We start from the raw sequence: 24,882 nt of genomic DNA, 5'->3' as shown, positions 1-24,882 counted from the left end.
CCCCGGTTTTCCGGGGCGTGTTTTTTGTGCGCTGCGTCAATACTTGGGCTGGACGATAGACGCAGATTGCCGGCAGCATGTGTGCCGGCGCAAAGTGTGCGGTGTTTCCGGTTATCCGGTAAAAGGCATGGGCCCTGCGCCTGTGCAGTTTGTCGAATTATTGATAAAACACTATCTGTCAAAGATACTTACCGGAAAATTTGAAGATTCTTTCTAGCTTGACAATACTGGCTTGGTGGCCAGCTGGCGGGGATACGCCCTTGCAGGGCGCGTAGGCAGCAGCATCAAGACCCCTCTCGCTTGACGAGAATAAAAGATAAAACAAGGGATTACGCTATGATTCGGGTTCGCAAACTGGCATTGGCAATTGCGGCTGCTTCGGCGCTGAGTTCAGGTATGGCCAATGCGCTGGGGTTGGGCGAAGTGACCTTGAAGTCTGCTCTCAACCAGCCTCTGGTCGCCGAGATCGAATTGCTGGATACACGCGATCTGTCCGCCAGCGAGTTGATTTCCAACCTGGCATCTCCCGAAGAGTTCAGCAAGGCCGGAGTTGATCGACAATTTTTCCTCACCGGCCTGAAGTTCACTCCCGTGGTCAAGCCGAACGGCAAGAGTGTCATCCAGGTCACCTCGAACAAGCCGGTACGCGAGCCTTATTTGAATTTCCTGGTGGAAGTGCTCTGGCCAAACGGTCGGTTGCTGCGTGAGTACACACTGCTGCTCGATCCGCCCTTGTATAACCCGCAACCGATCGCTGCGCCCTTGCAGGCTCCGGTTGCTGCCCCCGTGGCTGCCGCCCCGCGCAGTGCTGGGCAGGCGCGTGTACCCGCCGCGGCTCCGCGCAGTGCGGCACCTGCCAGCAGCGCACCCGCTGCTGCGCCTGGCGAATATCGCACCCAGCCCAACGACACCCTGTGGGAAATTGCTTCGCGTCACCGTCAGGGCGGTAGTGTGCATCAGGCCATGCTGGCCATTCTTGAGCTGAATCCCGATGCTTTCGTGGGCGGTAACATCAACCGCATGAAACGTGGTCAGGTACTACGCATGCCCTCGGCAGACCAGGTTGCCAGCCGTACCCAGGGGCAGGCGGTGGCTCAGGTTGCCGAACAGAATGCTGCCTGGCGTGATGGGCGCAGCGCACCGGCACAGCGCCAGCTGGATGCCACGCCGCGTAGCGTAGCGGACGCAGCTCCCAGCCAGTCGGCAAGCAAGGACAATCTGCGTCTGGTATCCGCTGACAGTGGTAAAGCCGTTGCGGGTAGCGACAAGGGCGCTGCCGATGCCAAGGCTCTGCGAGACAAACTCGCGGTGACCCAGGAAAGCCTGGATTCAACGCGCCGTGAAAATCAGGAGCTGACGGGTCGCCTGGGCGACCTGCAGAGCCAGCTCGACAAGTTGCAGAAGCTGGTAGCGCTGAAGGATGAGCAACTGGCCAAGCTGCAAGCTGATCTGGCCAAGCAGCCGGCCGCTACGCCATCCTCCGCGCCGGCAGCGGTTACTCAGCCCGCTGTAGAGAAGGCCGCTGCACCGGTTGCTCCCGCCGCTCCGGTTGAGACCGCTCCCGTCGCGCCGGCCGAGCCTGATTTCAATTACACCGAGAAGCCCGCCGAGCAGGCCCCGGCTGCCGAGGTTGTGCGCCCTGTCGAAGTCGTCAAGCCCGCTACTCCGGTGCAGCCGGCTGCACCGGCCAAGCCAGTGACTCCGTCTCCGGCACCGGTTGCAGAGCAAAGCTGGCTGGACGAGCTGTTGGCCAACCAGATGTTGCTGGGTGCAGCTGGCGGTGGCGCACTGTTGCTGCTGTTGCTCGGCCTGATGGCAGTGTCGCGCCGTAATGCGCAGAAGGAAGCTGAACTGCAGAGCCAGCTGGAGCAGGATGCACACAGCAGCAGTCTGGAAAACGATCTGGACATGCCGGAAAGCAGCTTTGCCGATGCCTTCGATCAGGGCGTGCCGGAAACTGATACTGACAAGCCGTTCGAGGAAGCACCGCTGACCCCGCAAACTGCTGATGCGTTGGGCGAAGCGGAGATCTACATCGCTTACGGTCGCTTCCCCCAGGCGGCTGAACTGCTGCACAACGCCATCAATCAGGAGCCCCAGCGCAGCGATCTGCGTTTGAAGCTGATGGAGGTCCAGGCCGAGCTGGGTGACCGTGAGGGTTTTGCCCGTCAGCATGGCGAGCTGGAAGAAATTGGTGGCGTGCAGCGCGAACTGGAACAGCTGCGTAACAAGTACCCCGCCATGGCGGTTGGCTTGGCTGCGGTGGCAGCGGCGAGTGCTGCCAGTCTCGATGCCGGGCTGGATGATTTGCTGCTTGATGAACCGGCCGCGCAACCGGCGGCTGACGACCTTGACGATGCCTTCGACATCAGCCTTGATGAGCTTGAAGCTGATCTTGAAGCCGATATTCAGGCGGCGGCGAAACCTGCTGACGAGCCAGTCGATGCGCTGTCGCTGGATGATTTGGCCTTTGACGACCTGCAGCTTGACCAGCCGCAGAGCGCTCCCTCGGCAGACATTCCGGAGCTGAGCAATAGTGAGCTGGACTTTGCCCTGGCCCTTGACGAGCAGCCCAGTAGTGTTGCCGACAGTGCTTTGGATGAGTTCAGCCTGGAGCTTGATGCGCCTGCTGCCGCCCAGGCTGAAACGCCAGTGCTGGATGAGGATGATTTCCTGCTGACTCTGGAAGACGAGTTGTCGGTCTCCGCTGCCTCGCTGGAGGAGGCCCCCGCTGCGCTGCCTGCGGCTGGTGATGATGAGCTGGCTGGCCTCGATTTGCCGGCTGATTTCGACCTGTCCATGGAGGACGACATGCAGCCGGAAGCCGCAGTGGCCGATTTTGCCAGCCAGCTGGATCAGGTCAGTGCCGAACTGGGTGAGCTTAGCGATAGCCTGGAAGCTCAGGAACCAGTAGCCGAGCCACTGCCCAGTACCCCGGGGCTGGATGACGACGAGTTCGACTTCCTCTCCGGTACCGACGAAACAGCCACCAAGCTGGATCTGGCCCGTGCCTACATCGACATGGGTGATGCTGAAGGCGCCCGTGACATCCTCGAAGAAGTGGTCCAGGAAGGTTCCGAAGCTCAACAGCAGGAAGCACGCGAGCTGATTGCCAGCCTGACCTGAGTTCGATGCCTTTTCATGACTGATGCAGTAACCACCACGGCCGCCGAATGGGCGGCCGTTGGCTTTTCCAGAATTGCCCTGGGTATTGAGTACCGGGGTAGTCGTTATCATGGTTTTCAACGGCAGAATGCCGGCGTGCCCAGTGTGCAGGCCTGCCTCGAGCAGGCTCTGTCGAGGGTAGCGGGGGGCGAGGTACTGACGATCAATTGTGCCGGTCGTACCGATGCCGGCGTGCATGCCAGTGGTCAGGTGGTGCATTTCGATACGCAAGTCGAGCGTCCGCTGCATGCCTGGATCATGGGCGCCAATATGTATCTGCCCAAGGATATCAGCGTGACCTGGGCACAGGTCATGCCGCGCCACTTCCATGCGCGTTTCAGCGCTATGGCGCGGCGCTATCGCTATGTGATCTATAACGATCCGGTGCGCCCAGCGCACATGGCCGAAGAGGTCACCTGGAATCACCGGCCGCTGGATGCCCAGCGCATGCAGGAGGCGGCCCAGGCGCTCTTGGGTACTCATGATTTCAGTGCATTCCGGGCGGGACAGTGCCAGGCCAAGTCCCCCGTCAAGACCATCCATCACTTTCAGGTTTTGCAACAGGGACGCTTTATTGTGTTGGATGTGCGAGCCAATGCCTTCCTCCACCACATGGTGCGTAATATGGCTGGGGTGCTGATGACTATTGGCGCCGGGGAGCGTCCAGTAGTCTGGGTCGAAGAGGTGCTGGCCAGTCGCAACAGGCGCGATGCTGGAGTGACCGCGCACCCCTACGGCTTGTACCTGGTGAACGTGGAGTATCCCGAGGAGTTCGCCCTGCCTGAGCGTTACCTGGGGCCACATTTTCTCTCGGGACTGCAGGATGTGCACAGGCGCTGAGGCGTTTGAACAAGAAGCGGCGTGTGCGCCGGATATCAAGTGGCTCGCTGATGAGTAGCCAGGAGCATGGAATATGGCGCGTGTGCGCAGCAAGATCTGCGGGATTACCCGTGTGGAGGATGCCCTGGCTGCGGTAGCCGCCGGAGCGGATGCCATTGGCCTGGTGTTTTATCCGCCTAGCCCGCGTGCGGTCAGCATCCAGCAAGCCGCCGCGATTCTTGCGGCCTTGCCGCCTTTCGTGAGCAGTGTTGGTTTGTTTGTCGACATGCCGCGGAAAAACCTGCAGAGCCTGCTTGATCAACTGCCGCTGGACTTGCTGCAGTTTCATGGTGACGAGGCTGCCGACGACTGTCGTGGCTATGCGCGCCCGTATATCAAGGCACTGCGCATGCGTCCGGGCATCGACCTGCAGGCTGAGATGGCAGAGTACGCCGACGCGCGAGGTATTCTGCTGGATACCTATGTCGAAGGTGTGCCGGGAGGCACCGGGGCGGCCTTTGACTGGAAGCAGGTGCCGCAGGAGGATGGTTTGCCGATCATTTTGGCGGGCGGGTTGCATCCTGATAATGTCGCGCAGGCCATTGCCTGTGCCCGACCCTATGCGGTGGATGTGAGTGGCGGTGTCGAGCTGGCCAAGGGCATCAAAGACCCCATGCGGATGGCGGCCTTCGTGCAGGCCGTGCGCGGTGCCTGATTGCCCAGCCAGGTGTGACGATGCGTACCAGGCAACCGTCCATAGCCTGACATGGCACTGCATAGTGCGTGATTGCCGTCGCCCTTGGCGACCTGACAAGAATTTGGCTTCTGAAGGAGTTGAGCAAGCATGAGCAACTGGCTGGTAGACAAGCTGATCCCGTCGATCATGCGTTCGGAGGTAAAGAAAAGCTCGGTCCCTGAAGGCCTCTGGCACAAGTGTCCCTCCTGTGATGCCGTGCTGTACAAGCCGGAGCTGGAGAAAACCCTGGATGTCTGCCCTAAGTGTCAGCACCACATGCGTATCGGTGCACGGGCGCGTCTGGACATGTTTCTCGACGAAAGTGGACGCGAGGAAATCGCTGCCGAGCTGGAGCCGGTTGATCGTCTGAAGTTTCGTGACAGCAAGAAGTACAAGGATCGCTTGCTGGCTGCGCAGAAAGATACCGGTGAGAAGGATGCCCTGGTGGCCATGCGCGGGGCCTTGCATGGCTTGCCGGTAGTGGCTTGTGCCTTTGAATTCAGCTTCATGGGCGGTTCCATGGGCGCGGTGGTCGGCGAGCGCTTTGTGCGTGCCGCCAATGTTGCCCTGCAGCAGCGCATCCCGCTGATCTGTTTTTCTGCTTCGGGGGGCGCGCGTATGCAGGAGGCCCTGCTCTCGCTGATGCAGATGGCCAAAACGTCGGCAGTGCTGGCGCGCCTGCGCGAAGAGGGCGTGCCGTTCATCTCGGTGCTGACCGATCCGGTCTATGGCGGCGTGTCGGCCAGCCTGGCCATGCTCGGTGATGTCATCGTCGCTGAGCCGCGCGCGTTGATCGGTTTTGCCGGGCCGCGAGTCATTGAGCAGACCGTGCGCGAAAAACTGCCGGAAGGTTTCCAGCGCAGTGAGTTTCTTCTGGAGCATGGGGCGATTGACATGATCATCCCGCGTGCCGAGTTGCGTGAGCGCCTGGCTCGTCTGCTGGCGCAGCTGGGCGGCCAGCCCTCGCCCTTTGCCGGGGCGGCCTGTGCATGACGGAGCGTGACCTGGCCAGCTGGTTGAGCTACCTGGAACAACTGCATCCGGTCGCTATCGACATGGGGTTGCAACGTGCTGCTGCGGTTTGGCAGCGCCTTGCTCGGGGGCGTCTGGCTCCCCGGGTGATCACCGTTACCGGCACCAATGGCAAGGGCTCGACCTGTGCCTTTCTGGCCAGTCTGTTGCGCGGCCAGGGTTTGCGGGTTGGTGTGTATGCTTCGCCCCACCTGTTGCGTTACAACGAGCGTGTACAGATCAATGGCCAGCCGGTGACGGACGAACTGCTGTGCGAAGCTTTTGCCGCTGTGGAGGCGCGGCGCGGCGATATTCCCCTGACCTATTTCGAAATGGGCACGCTGGCGGCGTTTTGGATTTTCCAACAGCAGGAACTGGATGCGCTGGTGCTGGAGGTAGGGCTGGGTGGCCGGCTGGATGCGGTCAACCTGGTGGATGCCGATCTGGCGTTGATTACCAGTATCGGTGTTGATCATGTCGAGTGGTTGGGCGACAGTCGCGAATCGGTGGCGCGTGAGAAAGCTGGCATCCTGCGCGCTGGTCATGCCGCCCTGTGCGGTGATGAGGATGTACCGCAGCCGTTGCTGGATGAGGCGCAGCGCCTGGGCTGTCCGTTGCATGTGCGCGGTCGCTCTTTTGCTCTGGCAGGTCGCGACTGGCATGGGGTTGATGCCCAGGGGCATCCCCTGCAGCTGGAAGCCCTCCCTGAGCTTGATCTGCCCGTGGAGAATGCCGCGCTGGCATTGCAGGCATATGCGTTACTTGGGTTGCCCTGGGAGGCTCAACGGTTGCGCCAGTCACTGGCTGAAACCCAGCTGGCAGGGCGCTTGCAGCGTTGTCAGGTAACCGTGCGTGGCAAGCGCGTCGCGTTATTGCTGGATGTCGGGCATAACCCGCACGCCGCACACTACTTGGCGCAGCGTCTACGGCAGCGTCCGCGTCGTCGCCTCGCGGTGTTCGGCTTACTGGCCGATAAGGATTTGCCTGGCGTCCTGCAGCCGCTGCTTGATCTCTGTCAGGACTGGTGCGTGGCGCCCCTTGATAGCCCGCGGAGCCGAACGGCCGCAGAGTTGGCTGACTATCTTCGCGAAGCCGGGGTTTCGGTGCGGCAGGCAGATTCCGTATGCTCGGCGCTTGATATTCAATGTGCCCAGGCACAGGAAGGCGACGAGGTGTTGGTGTTCGGCTCGTTTTTCTGTGTGGCCGAGGCGCTGACCTGGCTGCAGACGCAAGGGGAAGGATGATGGCTTTGCTCGATCGGGGATTGCGGCAACGTATTGTCGGGGCGCTGGTGCTGTTGGCGCTGGCTGTGGTGTTCCTGCCCATGCTGTTTTCCCGTCCGGATGAGGCGCGTGATGTGCAGGTTGTAGCGCCTGCCATGCCGGAGCCAGCGGACAGCCTCATTGTGACCCCGGAACCGGTCGAGCCACTCGACATTCCGCCGTTGCAGGCCATGCCCGAGCACGCTGCCGAGTCGGTCGTGCCGGTAGTCGAGCAGGAGCCGCCCGTGGTCGCAGAGGTTCCGTCGAGTCAGGCTCCCCTGGCTAGCGATACGCCTGTGGCGGGGCTGGATGAGGCAGGCCTGCCGCGTAGCTGGTCTGTGCAGTTGGCCAGTCTGGCCAGCCGCGAAGGCGCCGAGGCCTTGCAGCAGAAACTGCGTGCCCAGGGCTACAACGCCTATGTGCGCAGCTTCGAGGGCAAGACGCGGGTGCTGGTCGGCCCGGTCATCGAGAAGACGGAAGCGGAGCGCTTGCGTGCGCAGCTCAAGCGTCAGTTGCAGCTGGATGGCTTCATCGTACGCTTCCAGCCGGAGCGGAACTGACGCAGTGCGCTGTTAAGCGGGGGAGTGGCTCTGCTAAAATCCCGCACCTCTTGTGCATGCGGACATTGCCGTGACATTCACCTGGGTCGATTGGGCGATCATCGCCATCATTCTGGTTTCCAGCCTGATCAGCCTGCGTCGAGGGTTCGTCAAGGAAGCCCTGTCGCTGCTGACCTGGGTGATCGCCGGTGCGGTGGCCTGGTTGTTCGGTGGCGCTCTGGCGCATCATCTGCAGGACTACATCAGTACGCCTTCGGCGCGGGTGATCAGTGCCTGCGTAATACTTTTCGTGGTGACCCTGCTGGTTGGGGCGCTGGTCAACTTTCTCATCGGTGAGCTGATCCGGGTCACCGGGCTTTCGGGTACCGATCGTTTTCTGGGCATGGTGTTCGGGGCCGCTCGTGGTGGTCTGCTGGTAGTGGTACTGGTCGGTTTGCTGAGCCTGGCGCCGGTGCAGGAAGACCTGTGGTGGCATCAGTCGGTACTGTTGCCGCATTTCCTGCTGGTGGCCGACTGGTCAAAGAACCTGGTGCTGGGGCTGGGCAGCCAATGGCTGGCCAGTGGTGTCAGCGAGCCCGCCTCCCTACCTTTTTCCATGCAGCTGCCGACCCCTTGAGGTCGGTCATGCTTAGCTCATTAGCCTGTTTCACTGAATAGAGGTTGCGTCGCATGTGTGGCATCGTCGGTATGGTCGGTAAGTCGAACGTCAATCAGGCGCTGTATGACGCGCTTACCGTGCTTCAACATCGTGGCCAGGACGCTGCCGGTATCGTGACCAGTCATGGCGGCAAGCTGTTCCTGCGCAAGGATAACGGCCTGGTGCGCGATGTCTTCCAGCAGCGCCACATGCAGCAATTGTTCGGCAATGTCGGCATCGGTCATGTGCGCTATCCCACCGCAGGCAGCTCCAGTTCGGCTGAGGCGCAACCGTTCTATGTCAACTCGCCCTATGGCATCACCCTGGCGCACAACGGCAACCTGACCAACGTCGAGCAGTTGACCCAGGAAATCTATGCCTCGGATCTGCGCCATGTGAACACCAACTCCGACTCGGAGGTGCTGCTCAACGTATTCGCCCACGAGTTGGCGGTACGCGGCAAGCTGAAGCCCGATGAGGAGGATGTATTTGCCGCGGTGGCGGGCGTACACCAGCGTTGCCGTGGCGGTTATGCGGTGGTGGCAATGATCACCGGTTATGGCATCGTCGGCTTCCGCGATCCCCAGGGGATTCGTCCCATCGTGTATGGTCAGCGGCATACCGATGAGGGTGTGGAGTACATGATTGCATCCGAGAGCGTTGCGCTTGATGTGCTCGGCTTCACGCTGATCCGCGATCTGGCACCCGGCGAGGCGGTCTATATCACCGAGGACGGCAAACTGCATACCCGTCAGTGTGCCCAGCAGGCACGTCTCTCGCCGTGCATTTTCGAACATGTCTATCTGGCGCGTCCGGATTCGATCATGGACGGTGTGTCGGTCTACAAGGCGCGTTTGCGCATGGGCGAAAAACTGGCCGAGAAGATTCTTCGCGAGCGTCCTGATCATGGTATCGACGTGATCATCCCGATTCCCGACACTAGCCGTACCTCGGCATTGGAGTTGGCCAACCGGCTGGGCGTGAAGTTCCGTGAGGGCTTCGTGAAAAATCGCTATATCGGACGTACCTTCATCATGCCTGGCCAGGCAGCACGCAAGAAATCAGTGCGGCAGAAGCTCAATGCCATTGATCTGGAGTTCCGTGGCAAGAACGTCATGCTGGTGGATGATTCCATCGTGCGTGGCACGACCTGCAAGCAGATCATCCAGATGGCTCGCGAGGCCGGAGCGAAAAACGTGTTCTTCTGCTCTGCGGCACCGGCGGTGCGTTACCCGAATGTCTACGGCATCGACATGCCGAGCGCTCACGAGTTGATCGCTCATGGTCGCAGTACCGAGGAAGTGGCTGAGCTGATTGGCGCCGACTGGCTGGTCTATCAGGACCTCGATGACCTCAAGGAAGCGGTCGGTGGTGGCAAGATCAAGATCGATGAGTTCGACTGTGCGGTCTTCGACGGCCAGTACGTCACGGGTGATGTCGACGAGGCTTACCTGGCGCGTATCGAGCAAGCGCGTAACGATGGCGCCAAGGTGGCCAGCCAGATGGTCAGTGCGATCATCGACCTGTACAACAACTAAGCGGCCGTTGTTTGCTTTGTGCCCGGACTGGGCCAGCGCCCCAATGAGGTAGCATCATGACGCAAGAATGGCAGGCGGGTCGCCTGGACAGCGATCTGCACGGCGTGGGTTTCGATACCCTGGCAGTGCGTGCCGGGCAGCGGCGCACCCCGGAAGGTGAGCATGGCGAGGCGCTGTTCACCAGTTCCAGCTATGTGTTTCGCAGTGCGGCCGAGGCCGCCGCGGTGTTTGCTGGTGAACAGCCAGGCAATGTCTACTCGCGCTACACCAATCCGACCGTGCGCACCTTCGAAGAGCGTATTGCGGCGCTGGAAGGGGCCGAGCAGGCGGTCGCGACGGCCTCCGGCATGGCAGCGATCCTGGCGATGGTCATGAGCCTGTGCAGTGCCGGTGACCATGTGCTGGTTTCGCGCAGCGTATTCGGTGCCACGGTCAGCCTGTTCGACAAGTACTTCAAGCGTTTTGGTGTGCAGGTCGACTACGTGCCGTTGACCGACCTGCAGGCCTGGCGTGATGCGTTGCGGGACAACACCAGGCTGCTGTTTGTCGAGTCACCTTCCAACCCGTTGGCGGAATTGGTGGACATCGCTGCGCTGGCGGAGATTGCCCATGCCGGGGGTGCCTGGCTGGCCGTCGACAACTGCTTCTGTACGCCGGTATTGCAGAAGCCCTTGGCGCTGGGAGCGGATATCGTCATTCATTCGGCGACCAAGTTCATCGATGGCCAGGGGCGTTGCCTGGGCGGTGTGGTGGCCGGGCGTGCCGAGCAGATGAAAGAGGTGGTGGGCTTCCTGCGTACCGCCGGGCCGACGCTCAGTCCGTTCAATGCCTGGGTGTTCCTCAAGGGCCTGGAAACCCTGCGTCTACGCATGCAGGCTCACTGTGCCGCGGCTCAACAGTTGGCGGAGTGGCTGGAGCAGCAGCCGCAGGTTGAGCATGTCTACTATGCCGGCCTGCCCAGTCATCCGCAGCATGCGTTGGCTTGTCGGCAGCAGACGGGCTTTGGTGCGGTGGTCAGTTTCGAGGTGCGCGGCGGCAAGGCGGCGGCTTGGCGCTGCGTGGATGCCACACGGATGATTTCCATCACGGCCAACCTGGGGGACAGCAAGACCACCATCACCCATCCGGCGTCGACTACCCACGGACGTTTATCGGCCGAGGATCGTCAGCGCGCCGGCATCAGCGATGGTTTGCTGCGGATTGCCGTGGGGCTGGAAGATATCGCAGATATCCAGGCCGATCTGGCGCGGGGGCTGGCGCAGGTCTGAGTATTCTCCTGATGCAAAAGGCAGCCTAGGCTGCCTTTTGTCTATCTGGGGTTCTCGTGTTAGGGGCGCAGATCGATGGGCTGGCCTTGCTGGAACAGCCGTTCGGCGCGCTCGGGCAGTAGGTTGTGACGACCGGCGGGCTGGTCGCCGCCGTACAGGCGAATGCTGCCGTACTTTTGTTCGGCCAGCGCGGCCAGGCCGTTGCTGTCGCGAACCACGGTGGGTCGCAGGAAGACCATCAGGTTGCGCTTGACGTGGCTTTCGCTGCTGGAGCGAAACAGCCGGCCAAGCAGCGGGATATCGCCCAGCAGAGGTACCTTGGAGTCAGACTGAGTGACATCGTCCTGAAGCAGGCCGCCGAGCACGACGATCTGTCCGTCGCCGGCGAGGATGGTGCTTTTGATCGAGCGTTTATTGGTAACCAGGTCGACGGCCCTTGAGTTGAGCGTAGTGGTCGGTGCGATGGAGGAAATTTCCTGGTCGATCTCCAGGCGAAGAGCGCCGCCTTCGTTGATGTGCGGGGTGACCTTGAGGGTCACGCCAATATCCTTGCGCTCGATGGTGGTGAAGGGGTTGTTGGCGCCGGCGGCATCCGTGGTGTAGGAGCCGGTCTGGAAGGGCACGTTCTGTCCGACCAGAATCTCCGCCTTCTGGTTGTCCAGGGTCAGCAGGCTGGGGGTGGACAGCAGGTTGCTCTTGCTGTTGGCCGACAGTGCGGTGATGAGTGCGCCGAAGTTGTCACTGCCCACGCCGACGATGGCGCCGTCGGGCAGGCTCAGGTTGTCGGGCAGTTTGTCGTTGGCAATGGCGCCGATCACTGTGCCGACCGACAAGCCGGTATTGCTGAAGTTGACGCCACCGAGACCGCCTTTATCCCCGCGAGCGTCGATCGCCCACTGCACGCCGATGGCATCGCTGATATCACCGGAAATCTCCACGATAGCTGCCTCTACCAGCACCTGGGCGCGCGGTACATCCAGTTGCTGGACAATCCCCTCCAGCGTACTGAGCATGTCAGGTTCGGCCAGCAGGATGAGGGCGTTGAGGCTCTCGTCAGCGCGAATCATCAGTTGCCGGCTCTTGCTGCTTTCGCCGCTGCTTTCCTTGAGTTGCTCGGAAAATTCGCCGAGGGTTTCCGCCAGGCTCTTGGCGTCGTTGTGGCGCAAGCGAATAACCCGCGTATTGGCTGAACGCTGGCTGGGGTTGTCGAGGCTTTGTGCCAGGCGTACCAGGCGCGCGCGGGCCTTGTCCGGGCCGAGCAGGATCAGCCGATTGCTGCGGCTGTCGGCAATGATCTGGGTGCTGCCTGAACCTTTGCTCTGGCCGCGTGGCAGAGCGTTTTCCAGGACTTTGGCAGCATCTTCGACCCAGGCGTGCTGCAGGTTGATCACGCTGTAGTCATGCTCGCCCTGATGGTCGACCTGTTCCAGCAGGCGGGCGATGCGTTCGATATTGGCGGCGCGGTCGGTAACGATCAGGGCGTTGGCCGAGGTGACCGCAGCCAGATGCCCATGCTGCGGAACCAGTGGGCGGATCAACGGGATCAGGTCGGCGACTGGAGCGTGTTGCACGACTAGCAGGCGTGTCTCCATGGCTTCATTGCCACGCAGCGTGCTGGCTTCGCTTTTCGCTTCGGCATTGGGCACGATGCGTGCCTGTTCGCCCTGGGCAATCACGGTATAGCCGTGGCTGGCCATGACCGAGAGGAACAGTTGATAGACCTCGCTGAGCGATAGGGACGCTTGAGAAATAACGCTGACCTGGCCTTTGACGCGCGGATCAACGACGAAGGTCTGTCCGCTGATTTGTGCGACTTGCTCAATGAAATCAGCAATTTCAGCGTTTTTCAGGTTGATGACCCAGCGCTCTGGGGTGTCTGCGTTACTGGCCGTATTGGCTGCTGCGGGGAATGACAGACAGAGGGCGGCGGCAAGGGCAAGGGAAAGCAGGCCAGGCTTGAGCGTCATCTCAGGGGGCGTCCGTGGAGGGCTGGTTAGGGGGCGTGGAGTTGTCCAGTTGCAGCTGTTCGCGCAGGCTGTTCATGCGCTCCTGCAGGCGCGCAAGGTCGTCCGCATGCAGGTCTTGCAACGCTTGCTCGGTGTCGGGTGGGCTGTCCGGGGAAGGCTCGCTGCGTCGTTCCGCTACCGCTTGCAGTGCGTGGCCGGCAGGGCGGAAGGCCAGCGTTTCCAGGTGCCCTTGGCGTAGTAGCCGGACTTCCAGGGGGGCAATGTGCTGGAGGATCACTCCGGGCGTGATTTCATCGCCTACCCGGTAGCGACGGCTCTTGTCCTGGTGGCGAATGATGGCGCTGGAACCGGCGGGGTCGGCCTGTACGAAGCTACCTTCAAGGCGCAAGTTGAGGCGGGTCGGTTGGCTCGTACTGGCGGGGTTTGGCGCATTGCCGAACAAGCGCGCCAGAAAGGTAATGTCCGGGTTGCCGGCGGCGTTGTGCAGGCGTGGCGATATGGCCTGTTTGGCTGGGCTCTGCAGTGTTTGCAGGTGCTGCTGGAGTTGCCAGGCAAAGCTGGCGCCCATGATTAGCAGGAGTGTCAGGCAGGCAAGTAGCGGCCAGCGCTGGGCAGGGGTGTCTGAGCGGGATGGTGGCACGTATTGCAACCTGTGTGACGATCTCATTGTTATTGGCTGGCTACTTACCTTCGGCGCTTGCTGGCGTCCATGACGGCAAGTGTCGTGTGTACGATCACCGCAGAAGGTCGAGGCGGATCATAACAGTCCTTGGCGGGCATACCATCCCCCGAACGCGTGAAGCTTGTCAGGGGACGCAACATGTTGTTCGCAGAGAAAAAATTCAGGCGAGGGTTGACTTGTGGCGTGCCTCTGCGTAAATTGCGCGCCACGCAAGGCGAAGGGTGATTAGCTCAGCCGGGAGAGCATCTGCCTTACAAGCAGAGGGTCGGCGGTTCGATCCCGTCATCACCCACCATCCTTGTGAATCGGGCGTAAGCCCGGCCGACGCGCAGCGGTAGTTCAGTCGGTTAGAATACCGGCCTGTCACGCCGGGGGTCGCGGGTTCGAGTCCCGTCCGCTGCGCCATTTTTCACACAGCGTTTTTGCGTTGTGTTCAGTGGTTTTCACTGCTGAAAAAAGAGTTGTTCGGGCATCTTGCCCACCGACATGCAGCGGTAGTTCAGTCGGTTAGAATACCGGCCTGTCACGCCGGGGGTCGCGGGTTCGAGTCCCGTCCGCTGCGCCATATCCACAAAGCCCTGCTCAATCGAGCGGGGCTTTGTCGTTTCTGCCTCCGTCAGTTCGGTGGATTGTGTTTTCTGGCGCCGTTGGCGCGTCTCCCAAAGCGCCTCGCAGACGTTTCAGGCTGCTTCAGGAACGTCATGCAAGCACTTGTTATTTCCTGATTTTGTCAAGCGAATCGGTGTGCTGCGGTGTTATCATGGCGCGGTCAGCCCCGCCGGGGCTTGTGGAACCCAGCAATGGACGTACCCAGTAGTTACTCAGAACCTCGATTGCGCAATCGCATACGGACTGATTGAGCCCCCAAGGCGTGCCTGCCGCTGGGGGTGGAGCACGCTATGAGCGAAGTTGAAGCGAAAAAGCCGCAGGAAAACCTGCAGGATCGCCTGGCTCAGGTGGTCGAACTGCTGCACCGCCATCGCCTGGTGGAAGAGCTGACCCATCGTCAGGAAGGTCAGCACCACGACCGGGTGGAAAACCTGGTACATCGTCAGAATCTCGTCGAGCTGCAACGCAAGCTTGATGAGCTGCACTCGGCCGACGTGGCCCATATTCTGGAAGCTCTGCCGCTCCACGATCGCCTGACTGTCTGGCAGCTGGTGCGTGCCGAGCGTGATGGCGACATTCTTCTGGAAGTATCCGATGCCGTGCGGGAAACCCTGCTGGCTGACATGGATGATCACGAGATACTCGCCGCTGCCCGGGAAATGGATGCCGATGAGCTGGCAGACCTGGCCCCCGAGCTGCCGCGTGATGTCGTCCATGAGTTGATGGAAAGCCTGGATGCGCAGCAGCGTGAGCGTGTGCGTTCGGCCTTGTCCTACGACGAGGATCAGGTCGGCGCACTGATGGACTTCGAGATGGTCACCATCCGCGAGGATGTCAGCCTGGAAGTCGTGTTGCGCTACCTGCGGCGCCTGAAGGAGCTGCCGGGGCACACCGACAAGCTCTTCGTGGTCGACTATGACGGCATTCTCAAGGGCGTATTGCCGATCAAGCGCCTGCTGGTCAACGATCCGGATAAGCAGGTTGGCGAGGTCATGGCCGATGATCCGGTGACCTTCAATCCGGATGAGGATGCCTATGATGCGGCCCAGGCTTTCGAGCGCTATGACCTGATTTCAGCGCCTGTGGTGGATCGCAACGGCAAGCTGATTGGGCGTCTGACCATTGACGAAATGGTTGACCTGATTCGTGAAGAGAGCGAAAGCGAAGTGCTCAACATGGCCGGCTTGCGCGAAGAAGAAGACATCTTCGCCTCGGTCTGGAAGTCGGTGGGCAACCGCTGGGCCTGGCTGGCTGTCAATCTGGTCACGGCTTTTGTGGCTTCTCGGGTGATTGGCCTGTTCGAAGGCTCCATTGAGAAGCTGGTGGCGTTGGCTGCGCTGATGCCAATCGTCGCCGGTATTGGCGGAAATTCCGGCAATCAGAGCATCACCATGATTGTCCGGGCGATTGCCCTGGATCAGGTGGGTACGGGGAACACGGCCCGGCTGATGCGCAAGGAGTTGGGCGTAGCACTGATCAATGGCCTGCTATGGGGCGGGGTGATCGGTGTGGTAGCGGGTGTGCTCTATGATAGCTGGTCGCTGGGGGCGGTGATGACGGCGGCGATGACGCTTAATTTACTGCTGGCGGCGCTGATGGGGGTGTTGATTCCCATGAGTCTGTTGCGTCTGGGGCGTGATCCGGCCATGGGCGCCAGTGTGATGATCACGGCAATGACCGACAGTGGCGGATTCTTTATTTTCCTGGGCTTGGCTACTCTGTTCCTGCTGTAAGTCGCCTTTTTGGTGGGCTGTAAAGTAGGGTTTTTGCCCGTTATCAGCTGCGGCAAACTGACGCTTGTCTGGAAAATAATGTCGCTATTTTGGCGCTTTGATTGCTTCGGATTGGATTTTCAGGCTAATGTTCCGCCGCTTGGCTGGGTCAAAAGCCCGTCAGGCCCGACATAACGAATGCCGGCCAAGAGCCGCATCACTTGGAGCCTATCGATGACCCCGACTGAGCTTTTGCTGGAAGGTGTGGAACTCATGCTGATTGGCATGGGCTGTGTTCTGGCTTTCCTCACGCTTCTGATCTATGCCATCCGCGGCATGTCCATCCTGATCGAGCGTTTCGTCCCGACACCGGTGCTTGCGGCGCCTGTTGTTCGCAAGCAGACCGCCGTTGCGGCGCCTGTTGATCCGCTTGTCATTGCCGCTATTCAGGCAGCCATCCACCAGCACCGTGCCAAGCGCGGCTAACGTCTCCGCCAGGGAGTTTTGACGATGACCAAGAAACCGCTCGGCATTACCGATGTGGTGCTGCGTGATGCGCACCAGTCCATTCTTGCTACCCGCGTTCGTCTGGAAGATATGCTGCCGATCGCCCCGAAACTCGATCAGGTGGGCTTCTGGTCGGTAGAGTCATGGGGTGGGGCGACCTTTGATGCCTGTATCCGTTATCTCGGGGAAGATCCGTGGGAGCGTATCCGCGCCCTGAAGAAGGCCATGCCCAACACGCGTCAACAAATGTTGCTGCGTGGCCAGAACCTGTTGGGTTACCGGCATTATGCCGATGATGTGGTGGACAAGTTCGTCGAGCGGGCCGCGATCAATGGTGTCGACGTGTTCCGTGTCTTCGATGCCATGAATGACCCGCGCAATCTGGATCGCGCCCTCAAGGCGGTCAAGCAGGTTGGCAAGCATGCGCAGGGGACCATTTCCTACACCACCAGCCCAGTACATACCCTGGACATGTGGGTCGATCTGGCCAAGCAGATCGAAGACATGGGCGCTGACTCGGTGGCCATCAAGGACATGGCCGGTATTCTCACGCCCTATACCGCCTTCGAGTTGGTCACGCGCCTGAAAGCTAGCCTGGCCATTCCGATCCATATGCAGTGCCATGCCACGGCTGGCCTGTCTTCGGTGGCTATCCTCAAGGCCGTCGAGGCGGGTATTGATAATGTCGATACGGCCATCTCCTCGCTGTCCATGACCTACGGTCATTCGCCGACCGAATCGGTGGTGGCGATGTTCCAGGGTACCGAGCGTGACACTGGCCTGAACCTTGAGTTGCTGGAGGAAATTGCTGCCTATTTCCGCGAGGTGCGGAAGAAATACGCCAAGTTCGAGGGCAACCTCAAAGGGGTGGACTCGCGCATTCTGGTCGCCCAGGTGCCGGGAGGCATGCTCACCAATATGGAAAGCCAGCTCAAGGAGCAGGGCGCCCAGGATAAATTCGATCAGGTGCTCGCCGAGATTCCGCGCGTGCGCGAAGACCTCGGTTTTATCCCGCTGGTAACACCGACTTCGCAGATCGTCGGCACCCAGGCCGTGATCAATGTGCTGACGGGTGAGCGCTACAAGTCGATTACCAAGGAAACGGCTGGCGTGCTCAAGGGTGAGTACGGTGCGGCACCGGCGCCTTTCAACAAGGCGCTTCAGGAGCGTGTGCTGGATGGTGGCCAGGCCATTACCTGTCGCCCGGCCGACGTGCTGCAACCGGAAATGGACAAGCTGACCGCCGAGTTGCGTGAGCTAGCCAAAGAGAAGGGCATCAAGCTGGCGGCTGAAGAAATTGACGATGTGCTGACCTACGCACTCTTCCCGCAGATCGGCCTGAAGTTCCTGGAGAATCGCGGTAACCCGGCGGCCTTCGAACCCGTCCCGACCGGCAAGGAAGGCCTGGTCAGGGAGGCGGGACAGCCCGAAGTCTATACCGTGGAAGTCAATGGCCAGTCCTATGTGGTGCAGGTCAGCGAAGGCGGCGACTTGCAGGGCATCAAGCCGCTGGGTGGCCAGGCAGTGGTGCAGGGTGCAGCAGCAGCGCCGTCTGCGGGGGCTGGCGAAGCGCAGAAGGCGCCGCTGGCCGGCAACATCTTCAAGGTGCTGGTGCAGGCCGGTGACCAGGTTGAGGAAGGTGGGCTGATCATGATCCTCGAGGCGATGAAGATGGAGACCGAGATCCGTGCTTTCAAAAGCGGTACGGTCGGCAGTGTCAACGTCAAGGTGGGTGACGCGGTGGCGGTGGGCGATAGCCTGCTGACCATCGGCTGAGGGCTCTGACATGGAAAAAATGTTAAAGCTTTGGCAGAGCACCGGTCTCTATCATATTGAGCCCGGTCAGCTGCTGATGATTGCAGTCTGTCTCGGGTTGATCTACCTGGCTATCAAGAAAGGCTTCGAGCCGCTGTTGCTGATTCCCATCGGCTTCGGTGGTTTGCTGTCGAATATTCCGGTAGCCAATATGGCCGAGGGCGCGGGCTTCCTGCACCTGATTTATGAGGTAGGCCTGCCGACCAGTATCTTTCCGCTGCTGATCTTTCTGGGTGTGGGGGCCATGACGGATTTCGGCCCGATGCTGGCCAACCCGAAGACCCTGCTGTTAGGGGCTGCGGCTCAGTTCGGTATCTTTGGTACTTTGCTGGGTGCTCTGGCGATTGGCTCACTGGGTATTCCCGGTATGGAGTTCACCCTGAAAGAGGCGGCATCGATTGCCATCATTGGTGGCGCGGATGGCCCGACCTCGATCTTCGTGACGTCCAAGCTGGCACCCCACCTACTGGGCCCGATCGCTGTGGCAGCCTATACCTATATGGCGCTGGTGCCGTTGATCCAGCCGCCAATCATGCGTGCGCTGACCACCAAGGAAGAGCGTGCCATCGTCATGTCGCAGCTGCGTCCGGTGAGCCAGACCGAGAAGATCATCTTCCCGCTGGTGCTGTGTGTGCTGGTTGGCTTGTTGTTGCCGGATGCGGCGCCATTGGTCGGCATGTTCGCGCTGGGCAATCTGCTGCGTGAGGCCGGTGTGGTGGAGCGTCTGGCGGATACCTCGCGGAACGCCCTGATCAATATCGTGACCATCTTCCTGGGGTTGGTGGTGGGCTCCAAGCTTTCGGCAGACTCCTTCCTGCAGGTGAAGACTCTGGGCATCATCATGCTGGGTATGGTGGCTTTCTGTGCAGGGACTGCTGCTGGTGTGATCATGGCGAAGATCATGAACATGTTCAGCAAGAACAAGATCAATCCGTTGATTGGTTCGGCTGGCGTGTCGGCGGTGCCGATGGCTGCGCGGGTTTCCAACAAGGTGGGCCTGGAAGCCAATCCGCAAAACTTCCTGCTGATGCATGCCATGGGGCCGAATGTGGCCGGGGTTATTGGCTCGGCCGTGGCAGCTGGCGTGTTGCTGAGTTTTGTTGGCTAGCCTGTACCTGGGGTCGGCTATGTGTCGGCCCCAAAGATGCAGATATAAAAAAACCGGCTGAAAGCCGGTTTTTTTATGGGGTTGCCCGGTTATTCGGCACTCAGTTCGCTGTCATGATCGATCAGCGCTACCAGGGCATTTTGCTGGCGGCGGCTGAGCTGGCGAAAGCGCTGCAGCAGTTCGCGTTCGCTGAGGCTGAGTTCCGGGCTGTCGATGCACAGAGACGTGTCGGTTTGCATACCTTCCTCCTGGAACAGGCTTTGTTCCAGGCGGGCGATGATCTCCGAGTTCATACTGCGACGATGGCTGCGTGCCACTTCGCCGATGCGTTCACGCATGCCGTCGGGTAGACGGACCACGAATTTGTCAGCCGTGCGGCTGGAGTAGGGTGCCTGTTTCATAGGACGCATAAGGTAAACCGATTGGTTTGGGAAAGCGATGCTGGCAATCAGCTATGCGATTGTCGCCAATATGACCGCGTTTGGCAGCTGCCGTTCAGCGGGTTGGCAGGTAAAGGCTCGCCAAAAATACGTTGTCAATTTTCAGTCAAGCTGCTGCCTTTGCATAGCGTTAAACTGAAGAAATGCGACTCGGCTGACATAACGAGTCTGTGAGGCCGGGGCGGAGGTGTCGATGCGCTTGGTTTACCTGATGGGGCCTTCGGGGGCTGGCAAAGACAGTCTTCTGCAGGCCGCCGCGCAAGCCCTTGCCGAGCGGGGCTATCACTTGGCGCCACGTTGCGTGACGCGCGTTGGGGTGAGCAACGAGCCTTTGGAAGAGTGGCTCAGTGAGGAGGTGTTTGCGGCGCGCCAGGCTGCAGGCGACTTTGCCCTGTGTTGGCAGGCCAATGGCTTGAGCTATGGTGTGCCACGCCAGATTGATGATTGGTTGCAGGCGGGGCAGGCGGTGCTGGTCAACGGGTCGCGTGGCTACCTGAGTGAGGCACGGCGACGTTATCCGAACTTGCAAGCGATCTGCCTGGAAGCACCCACCCCGCAACTGCGTGAGCGTCTGTTGAAGCGCGGTCGGGAGACGGCTCGGCAGGTCGAAGAGCGTTTGCTTCGTCACCAGCAGCTGCAGGCAGCATTGCGTGATGCTGGGGCTTACTGCGTGGTGGAGGCGGGCGGCAGTCTTGAAAAGAGCGTGGAGGCGCTGCTCGCTTGCCTGGATGAGCCGGGGCAGCCAACCTGTAGCTAGGCATCACGGCTGTCTATCCTGGCTGACAGCGCGTGCGGGATATGGCTCATTGGCCTGCCGGGCGCTGACTGCTAAGGTGCGCCGCTGTTCATCACAATAACAAGAGAGGGAGCTTGCCATGTCGCAGCCGCCGTCCCGCCAGGCTACCAATGCCTGGCGCATTCTGTTTCTGCTGTTTCTGGCCAATCTGTTCAACTTCTTCGATCGAACCATTCCGTCCATTGTCATCGAACCGATCCGTCTGGAGTGGAATCTCACGGACTTGCAGATTGGCCTGCTGGGTACGGCGTTCACCATTGTCTATGCGCTGGCGGGTATTCCGCTGGGGCGGCTTGCCGACATAGGCGCGCGGCGCAAGATCATGGGCTGTGGTTTGCTGGTATGGAGTGGCCTGACCGCACTCAACGGCATGGCCTGGAACTTTTGGAGCTTCCTGCTCATTCGCATGGGTGTGGGCATCGGTGAGGCGAGTTATGCGCCGGCGGCCAACTCGCTGATTGGTGATCTTTTTCCAGCAGAAAAGCGTTCCAGGGCGATGGGCCTGTTCATGCTGGGCCTGCCGCTGGGCCTGCTGCTGGCTTATTTCACCATCGGTGCGATGGTCCAGGCCTTTGGCAGTTGGCGTGCGCCTTTCTTCATTGCCGCCGTACCGGGAATTATCTTGGCGCTGTTCATCTTCTTCATCCGTGAGCCGCGGCGTGGCGCGGCCGAGCAGGTGCAGGTGAGCGAGGAGAAGATTGCTCAGCCGTTGCGCAAGGTGCTGGCGATCCGCACCTTCTGGTGGTTGACCCTGGCCGGGCTTGCCTACAACTTCGCTGCCTATGCGGCCAACAGTTTCATGGTGCCTATGCTGCAACGCTACTTTGCCTTGTCGTTGCAGCAGGCAGCGGTGGCGGTGGGCATCATGGTCGGGCTGACCGGCTTGCTGGGGCTGACGGCTGGCGGTTGGCTGGCGGATCGCGCTCACCAGCGCTGGGCGCGTGGGCGCCTGCTGCTGGGCGCAGTGAGCATGCTGATTGCTGCGCTCTGTACGGGCTATGTGCTGTTGGCCGGGCAGATTGCCATTGGTGTGTTCGTCGCGGTGTTCAGCCTGGGCTGGCTGTTTTCCTACAATTTCTATACCTGCGTGTATACGGCGATTCAGGATGTGGTGGAGCCGCGTCTGCGTGCCAGTGCCATGGCGTTGTTCTTCGCCGGCTTGTACCTGCTGGGTGGCGGGCTTGGCCCGCTGGTGGTCGGTGGTCTGTCCGATCACTTTGCTGAAGCGGCACGCCTGGCTGCCGGCGCGACGCAGATGACCGAGCAATTCCGCGCTATCGGCCTGCACGATGCGTTGTACCTGATTCCACTGGCCTTGCTGCTGACCATGCTGGCCCTGTGGCAGGCGTCACGCACGTTTTGTGCGGACGCCCAGCGTATGCAGGAAGGCCTGCGCTAGCCGGCCACCAGTACGCGAATGGCTTCCAGGCGCAGGGCGGCTTTTTCCAGGTAGGCCAGGCCTTCGTCGCGCTGCCGCTGCAGGGCCTGCAGTTCGCTGTCGCGCACGTTGGGGTTGACGGCTCGCAGCGCCTGCAGGCGCGCCAGCTCTTCGTCGCGTTCGTCGATCAGGCGCTGCCTGGCCTGCGCGACACGTTGCGCGTGGTGTGGCTCGACCTTGGCCTGCGCCGCATTGATCTGCCGGGCCAGCACTTCGCGCTGGGCCTGGACAAACTTGTTGGCGCTGGCACGCGGCACGCTCTCCAGTTGATCGTTGAGGGTTTCGAAGGCCACCTTGCCTGCCAGGTCGTTGCCGTTGCTGTCGAGCAGGCTGCGTATGGCTTGTGGGGCGAAAAAGCGCCCCAGCTGCAGGCTGCGCGGCGCGACGACTTCGCTGACGAAGAGCAGTTCGAGGAGTACCGTACCTGGCTTGAGCGCCTTGTTCTTGATCAGCGCCACCGCGGTATTACCCATCGAGCCGGACAGCACCAGGTCCATGCCGCCTTGCACCATGGGGTGTTCCCAGGTGAGGAATTGCATGTCCTCGCGGCTCAGGGCCTGTTGGCGGTCATAGGTGATAGTGACGGCTTCGTCGTCGCCGAGCGGGAAGCTGGCATCGAGCATTTTCTCGCTGGGGCGCAGGATCAGCGCATTTTCCGAGTGATCCTCGCTGTCGATGCCAAAGGCCTCGAACAGTTCTTCCATGTAGATCGGCAAGGCAAACTGGTCGTCCTGCTCGTGGATCGCCTCAACCAGTGACTCGCCTTCGCCAGCTCCACCAGAGTTGAGTTCCAGCAGACGGTCGCGGCCGCGCTGCATATCCTGCTCCAGGCGTTCGCGTTGCGCGCGGGCTTCCTCCAGCAAGGCCTGCCAGGCGCCGGCCGGGCCGCCCGGCAACTGTTCGAGCAGGCGGCTGCCGAACTGATGCTGCAGGGCATTGCCGGTGGGGCAGGTGGCCAGGAAGGCGTTGAGCGCCTGCTGGTACCAGTGGAACAGTCGCTCCTGTGCACTGCCTTCCAGGTAGGGAACGTGCAGTTGGATACGATGTTGCTGGCCAATACGATCCAGGCGGCCAATACGCTGCTCGAGCAGATCCGGGTGGGCCGGCAGATCGAACAGCACCAGATGATGACTGAACTGGAAGTTGCGTCCCTCGGAACCGATTTCCGAACAGATCAGTACCTGCGCGCCGAATTCTTCGTCGGCGAAGTAGGCGGCGGCACGATCGCGTTCGAGGATGCTCATGCCTTCGTGGAACACCGTGGCGGGAATGCCTGAGCGTACGCGCAGGGCGTCTTCCAGGTCGAGGGCGGTCTCGGCATGTGCGCAGATCACCAGTACCTTGAATTTCTTGAGCATCTTCAGGGTGTCGATCAGCCATTCGACGCGCGGATCAAAGCGCCACCAGCGTTGTTCGTCGTCCTGGGTGTCCTGGGCCTGGTAGGCCACCTCGGGATACAGCTCGGCCTGCTCTTCAGGCTGTAAGGCCAGGTACTGTTCGGGGCAGGGCAGCGGGTAAGGATGCAGTTCGCGCTCGGGGAAGCCGCGTACTGCTGCGCGTGTGTTGCGAAACAGCAGGCGACCGGTGCCGTGGCGGTCGAGCAGTTCGCGTACCAGGCGTGCGCGGGCCTGTTCGTCGCCGGCCTCCAGTGCTGCGAGCAGGGTGGTGCCAGACTGGCCGAGGAAGCCGCCAATCGCCTGGCGGGCCTGTTCGCTGAGCTGGCCATGGTCAAGCAGCTCCTGCACGGCGGCGGCAACCGGCTGGTATTGCTGGCTTTCCGCGCGGAAGGCCTGCAGGTCGTGGAAACGATGCGGGTCGAGCAGGCGCAGGCGTGCGAAATGGCTTTCCTGACCCAGTTGTTCGGGGGTCGCGGTGAGCAGCAGCACGCCGGCAATATGCCCGGCCAGTTGCTCCACCAGGTTGTATTCGGCGCTGGCCCGTTCAGCATGCCAGACCAGGTGGTGTGCTTCGTCCACCACCAGCAGGTCCCAGCCGGCGGCAAACAGGGCATCCTGGGCGCGTTCGTCACTGACCAGCCACTCCAGTGCGACCAGCGCCAGCTGGCAGTCCTCGAAGGGATTGTCGGCATCGCTTTCCAGGAAGCGTTCGGCATCGAACAGCGCTACCTGCAGGTTGAAGCGCCGGCGCATTTCCACCAGCCATTGATGCTGGAGGTTTTCCGGAACCAGGATCAGCACCCGACTGGCCCGTCCGCTCAGCAGTTGGCGATGAATCACCAGGCCGGCTTCGATGGTCTTGCCCAGGCCCACTTCATCGGCGAGCAGAACGCGCGGCGCGATGCGATCGGCTACTTCGCGGGCGATATGCAACTGGTGGGCAATAGGTTGCGCACGCACGCCGCCGAGGCCCCAGAGAGGCGACTGCAGCAGGCGGTTCTGATGCTGGTAAGTGTGATAGCGCAGGGCAAACCAGGGTAGTGGGTCGATCTGTCCGGCGAACAGGCGATCGCTGGCCAGGCGGAACTGAATGAAGTTCGACAGTTGGGTTTCCGGCAGGCTGCGTGGCTGGTGCTGGCTGTCGAAGCCGAGGTAGACCAGCAGGCCGTCGATGTCCTCGACTTCCTGTACGGTCAGTTTCCAGCCTTCGAAATGGGTGATCTCGTCGCCCGGGGCGAAGCGCACGCGGGTCAGCGGTGCGTTGCGCAGCGCATACTGACGCGTATCGCCGGTCGCCGGATAGAGCACGGTGAGCAGGCGCCCGTCACTGGTCAGTACGGTGCCCAGGCCCAGTTCCGCCTCGCTGTCACTGATCCAGCGTTGACCTGGTTGATACTGCTGCGACATGCGACTCT

General features: G+C 61.0%; 19 protein-coding genes and 3 tRNA genes. 18 read left to right on the top strand and 4 right to left on the bottom strand.

The features are described 5' to 3' along the window. Positions 1-336 precede the first annotated feature (336 nt). The 9 genes from CFY91_RS07975 (at position 337) to CFY91_RS07935 (ending at position 10,996) form a co-directional block, all read left to right on the top strand. Positions 337-3,126 carry a motility hub landmark protein FimV gene (locus CFY91_RS07975; RefSeq protein ID WP_093985819.1) on the top strand — a complete coding sequence of 930 codons (2,790 nt, stop codon included), beginning with the start codon at positions 337-339 and terminating at the stop codon, positions 3,124-3,126. A 15-nt stretch (positions 3,127-3,141) separates the two neighbouring features. Further along, positions 3,142-4,005, top strand: coding sequence for a tRNA pseudouridine(38-40) synthase TruA (gene truA / locus CFY91_RS07970; protein WP_093985818.1), 864 nt, complete (start codon positions 3,142-3,144; stop codon positions 4,003-4,005). A gap of 73 nt (positions 4,006-4,078) precedes the next feature. Next, positions 4,079-4,699: a phosphoribosylanthranilate isomerase gene (locus tag CFY91_RS07965; protein ID WP_093985817.1), complete on the top strand. Its 621-nt coding sequence runs from the start codon at positions 4,079-4,081 to the stop codon at positions 4,697-4,699. A 129-nt stretch (positions 4,700-4,828) separates the two neighbouring features. Continuing rightward, on the top strand, positions 4,829-5,713 hold the full coding sequence (gene accD / locus CFY91_RS07960; RefSeq protein WP_093985816.1) for an acetyl-CoA carboxylase, carboxyltransferase subunit beta: 885 nt from the start codon (positions 4,829-4,831) through the stop codon (positions 5,711-5,713). Then, entirely contained in the window at positions 5,710-6,975 is a 1,266-nt protein-coding gene (gene folC, locus CFY91_RS07955; RefSeq protein ID WP_093985815.1) for a bifunctional tetrahydrofolate synthase/dihydrofolate synthase, read from the top strand. The genes accD and folC overlap by 4 nt, the downstream gene beginning before the upstream one ends. Then, positions 6,975-7,553, top strand: a complete 579-nt coding sequence (locus CFY91_RS07950; RefSeq protein WP_093985814.1) for an SPOR domain-containing protein — start codon at positions 6,975-6,977, stop codon at positions 7,551-7,553. The genes folC and CFY91_RS07950 overlap by 1 nt, the downstream gene beginning before the upstream one ends. A gap of 70 nt (positions 7,554-7,623) precedes the next feature. Continuing rightward, complete coding sequence (locus CFY91_RS07945) at positions 7,624-8,169, top strand: CvpA family protein (protein WP_093985853.1); 546 nt, start codon at positions 7,624-7,626, stop codon at positions 8,167-8,169. Positions 8,170-8,222: 53 nt separating this feature from the next. Further along, on the top strand, positions 8,223-9,728 hold the full coding sequence (gene purF / locus CFY91_RS07940) for an amidophosphoribosyltransferase (protein WP_093985813.1): 1,506 nt from the start codon (positions 8,223-8,225) through the stop codon (positions 9,726-9,728). 56 nt (positions 9,729-9,784) lie between these two features. Beyond that, positions 9,785-10,996 (top strand): O-succinylhomoserine sulfhydrylase, encoded by a 1,212-nt coding sequence (locus CFY91_RS07935; protein ID WP_093985812.1) that lies wholly within the window; start codon positions 9,785-9,787, stop codon positions 10,994-10,996. A gap of 59 nt (positions 10,997-11,055) precedes the next feature. On the opposite strand, the gene gspD is transcribed toward CFY91_RS07935, so the two are convergent. Further along, positions 11,056-12,963 (bottom strand): type II secretion system secretin GspD, encoded by a 1,908-nt coding sequence (gene gspD, locus CFY91_RS07930; RefSeq protein WP_093985811.1) that lies wholly within the window; start codon positions 12,961-12,963, stop codon positions 11,056-11,058. 1 nt (position 12,964) lies between these two features. Beyond that, positions 12,965-13,603, bottom strand: coding sequence for a type II secretion system protein N (locus CFY91_RS07925; protein WP_165765313.1), 639 nt, complete (start codon positions 13,601-13,603; stop codon positions 12,965-12,967). A 261-nt stretch (positions 13,604-13,864) separates the two neighbouring features. Between CFY91_RS07925 and CFY91_RS07920 the strand changes: the two genes are divergently transcribed. The 7 genes from CFY91_RS07920 (at position 13,865) to CFY91_RS07890 (ending at position 19,396) form a co-directional block, all read left to right on the top strand. Then, positions 13,865-13,940 (top strand) — tRNA-Val (locus tag CFY91_RS07920). Between the two features lie 33 nt (positions 13,941-13,973). Further along, positions 13,974-14,050 (top strand) — tRNA-Asp (locus CFY91_RS07915). Between the two features lie 83 nt (positions 14,051-14,133). Beyond that, positions 14,134-14,210: transfer RNA gene (locus tag CFY91_RS07910), tRNA-Asp, on the top strand. A 334-nt stretch (positions 14,211-14,544) separates the two neighbouring features. Continuing rightward, positions 14,545-15,987, top strand: coding sequence for a magnesium transporter (gene mgtE, locus CFY91_RS07905; protein ID WP_093985809.1), 1,443 nt, complete (start codon positions 14,545-14,547; stop codon positions 15,985-15,987). Positions 15,988-16,200: 213 nt separating this feature from the next. Next, the gene (locus CFY91_RS07900) at positions 16,201-16,452 is read left to right on the top strand and encodes an OadG family protein (RefSeq protein ID WP_093985808.1); all 252 of its coding nucleotides are present in this window, start codon (positions 16,201-16,203) and stop codon (positions 16,450-16,452) included. 18 nt (positions 16,453-16,470) lie between these two features. Next, the gene (gene oadA / locus CFY91_RS07895) at positions 16,471-18,249 is read left to right on the top strand and encodes a sodium-extruding oxaloacetate decarboxylase subunit alpha (protein WP_093985807.1); all 1,779 of its coding nucleotides are present in this window, start codon (positions 16,471-16,473) and stop codon (positions 18,247-18,249) included. Positions 18,250-18,259: 10 nt separating this feature from the next. Next, entirely contained in the window at positions 18,260-19,396 is a 1,137-nt protein-coding gene (locus CFY91_RS07890) for a sodium ion-translocating decarboxylase subunit beta (protein WP_093985806.1), read from the top strand. Positions 19,397-19,485: 89 nt separating this feature from the next. Here CFY91_RS07890 and CFY91_RS07885 read toward each other — a convergent pair whose 3' ends face one another. Next, a complete protein-coding gene (locus CFY91_RS07885) occupies positions 19,486-19,806 on the bottom strand; it encodes an Arc family DNA-binding protein (protein ID WP_093985805.1) in 321 nt (106 codons plus the stop codon). Positions 19,807-20,023: 217 nt separating this feature from the next. Here CFY91_RS07885 and phnN point away from each other — a divergent pair, with 217 nt between their 5' ends. Together phnN and CFY91_RS07875 are read left to right on the top strand one after the other, a co-directional pair. Beyond that, positions 20,024-20,593: a phosphonate metabolism protein/1,5-bisphosphokinase (PRPP-forming) PhnN gene (phnN, locus tag CFY91_RS07880; RefSeq protein ID WP_093985804.1), complete on the top strand. Its 570-nt coding sequence runs from the start codon at positions 20,024-20,026 to the stop codon at positions 20,591-20,593. A 118-nt stretch (positions 20,594-20,711) separates the two neighbouring features. After that, positions 20,712-22,031 carry a spinster family MFS transporter gene (locus CFY91_RS07875; RefSeq protein WP_093985803.1) on the top strand — a complete coding sequence of 440 codons (1,320 nt, stop codon included), beginning with the start codon at positions 20,712-20,714 and terminating at the stop codon, positions 22,029-22,031. On the opposite strand, the gene rapA is transcribed toward CFY91_RS07875, so the two are convergent. Beyond that, the gene (rapA, locus tag CFY91_RS07870; RefSeq protein ID WP_093985802.1) at positions 22,028-24,874 is read right to left on the bottom strand and encodes an RNA polymerase-associated protein RapA; all 2,847 of its coding nucleotides are present in this window, start codon (positions 24,872-24,874) and stop codon (positions 22,028-22,030) included. The genes CFY91_RS07875 and rapA overlap by 4 nt on opposite strands. Positions 24,875-24,882 lie beyond the last annotated feature (8 nt).

It is taken from the genome of Pseudomonas fluvialis, assembly GCF_002234375.1.
Taxonomy (GTDB): Bacteria; Pseudomonadota; Gammaproteobacteria; order Pseudomonadales; family Pseudomonadaceae; genus Aquipseudomonas; species Aquipseudomonas fluvialis.
The sequence above is the reverse complement of the archived record's forward strand: the minus strand, read 5'-3'. Positions and strand labels throughout refer to the sequence as shown.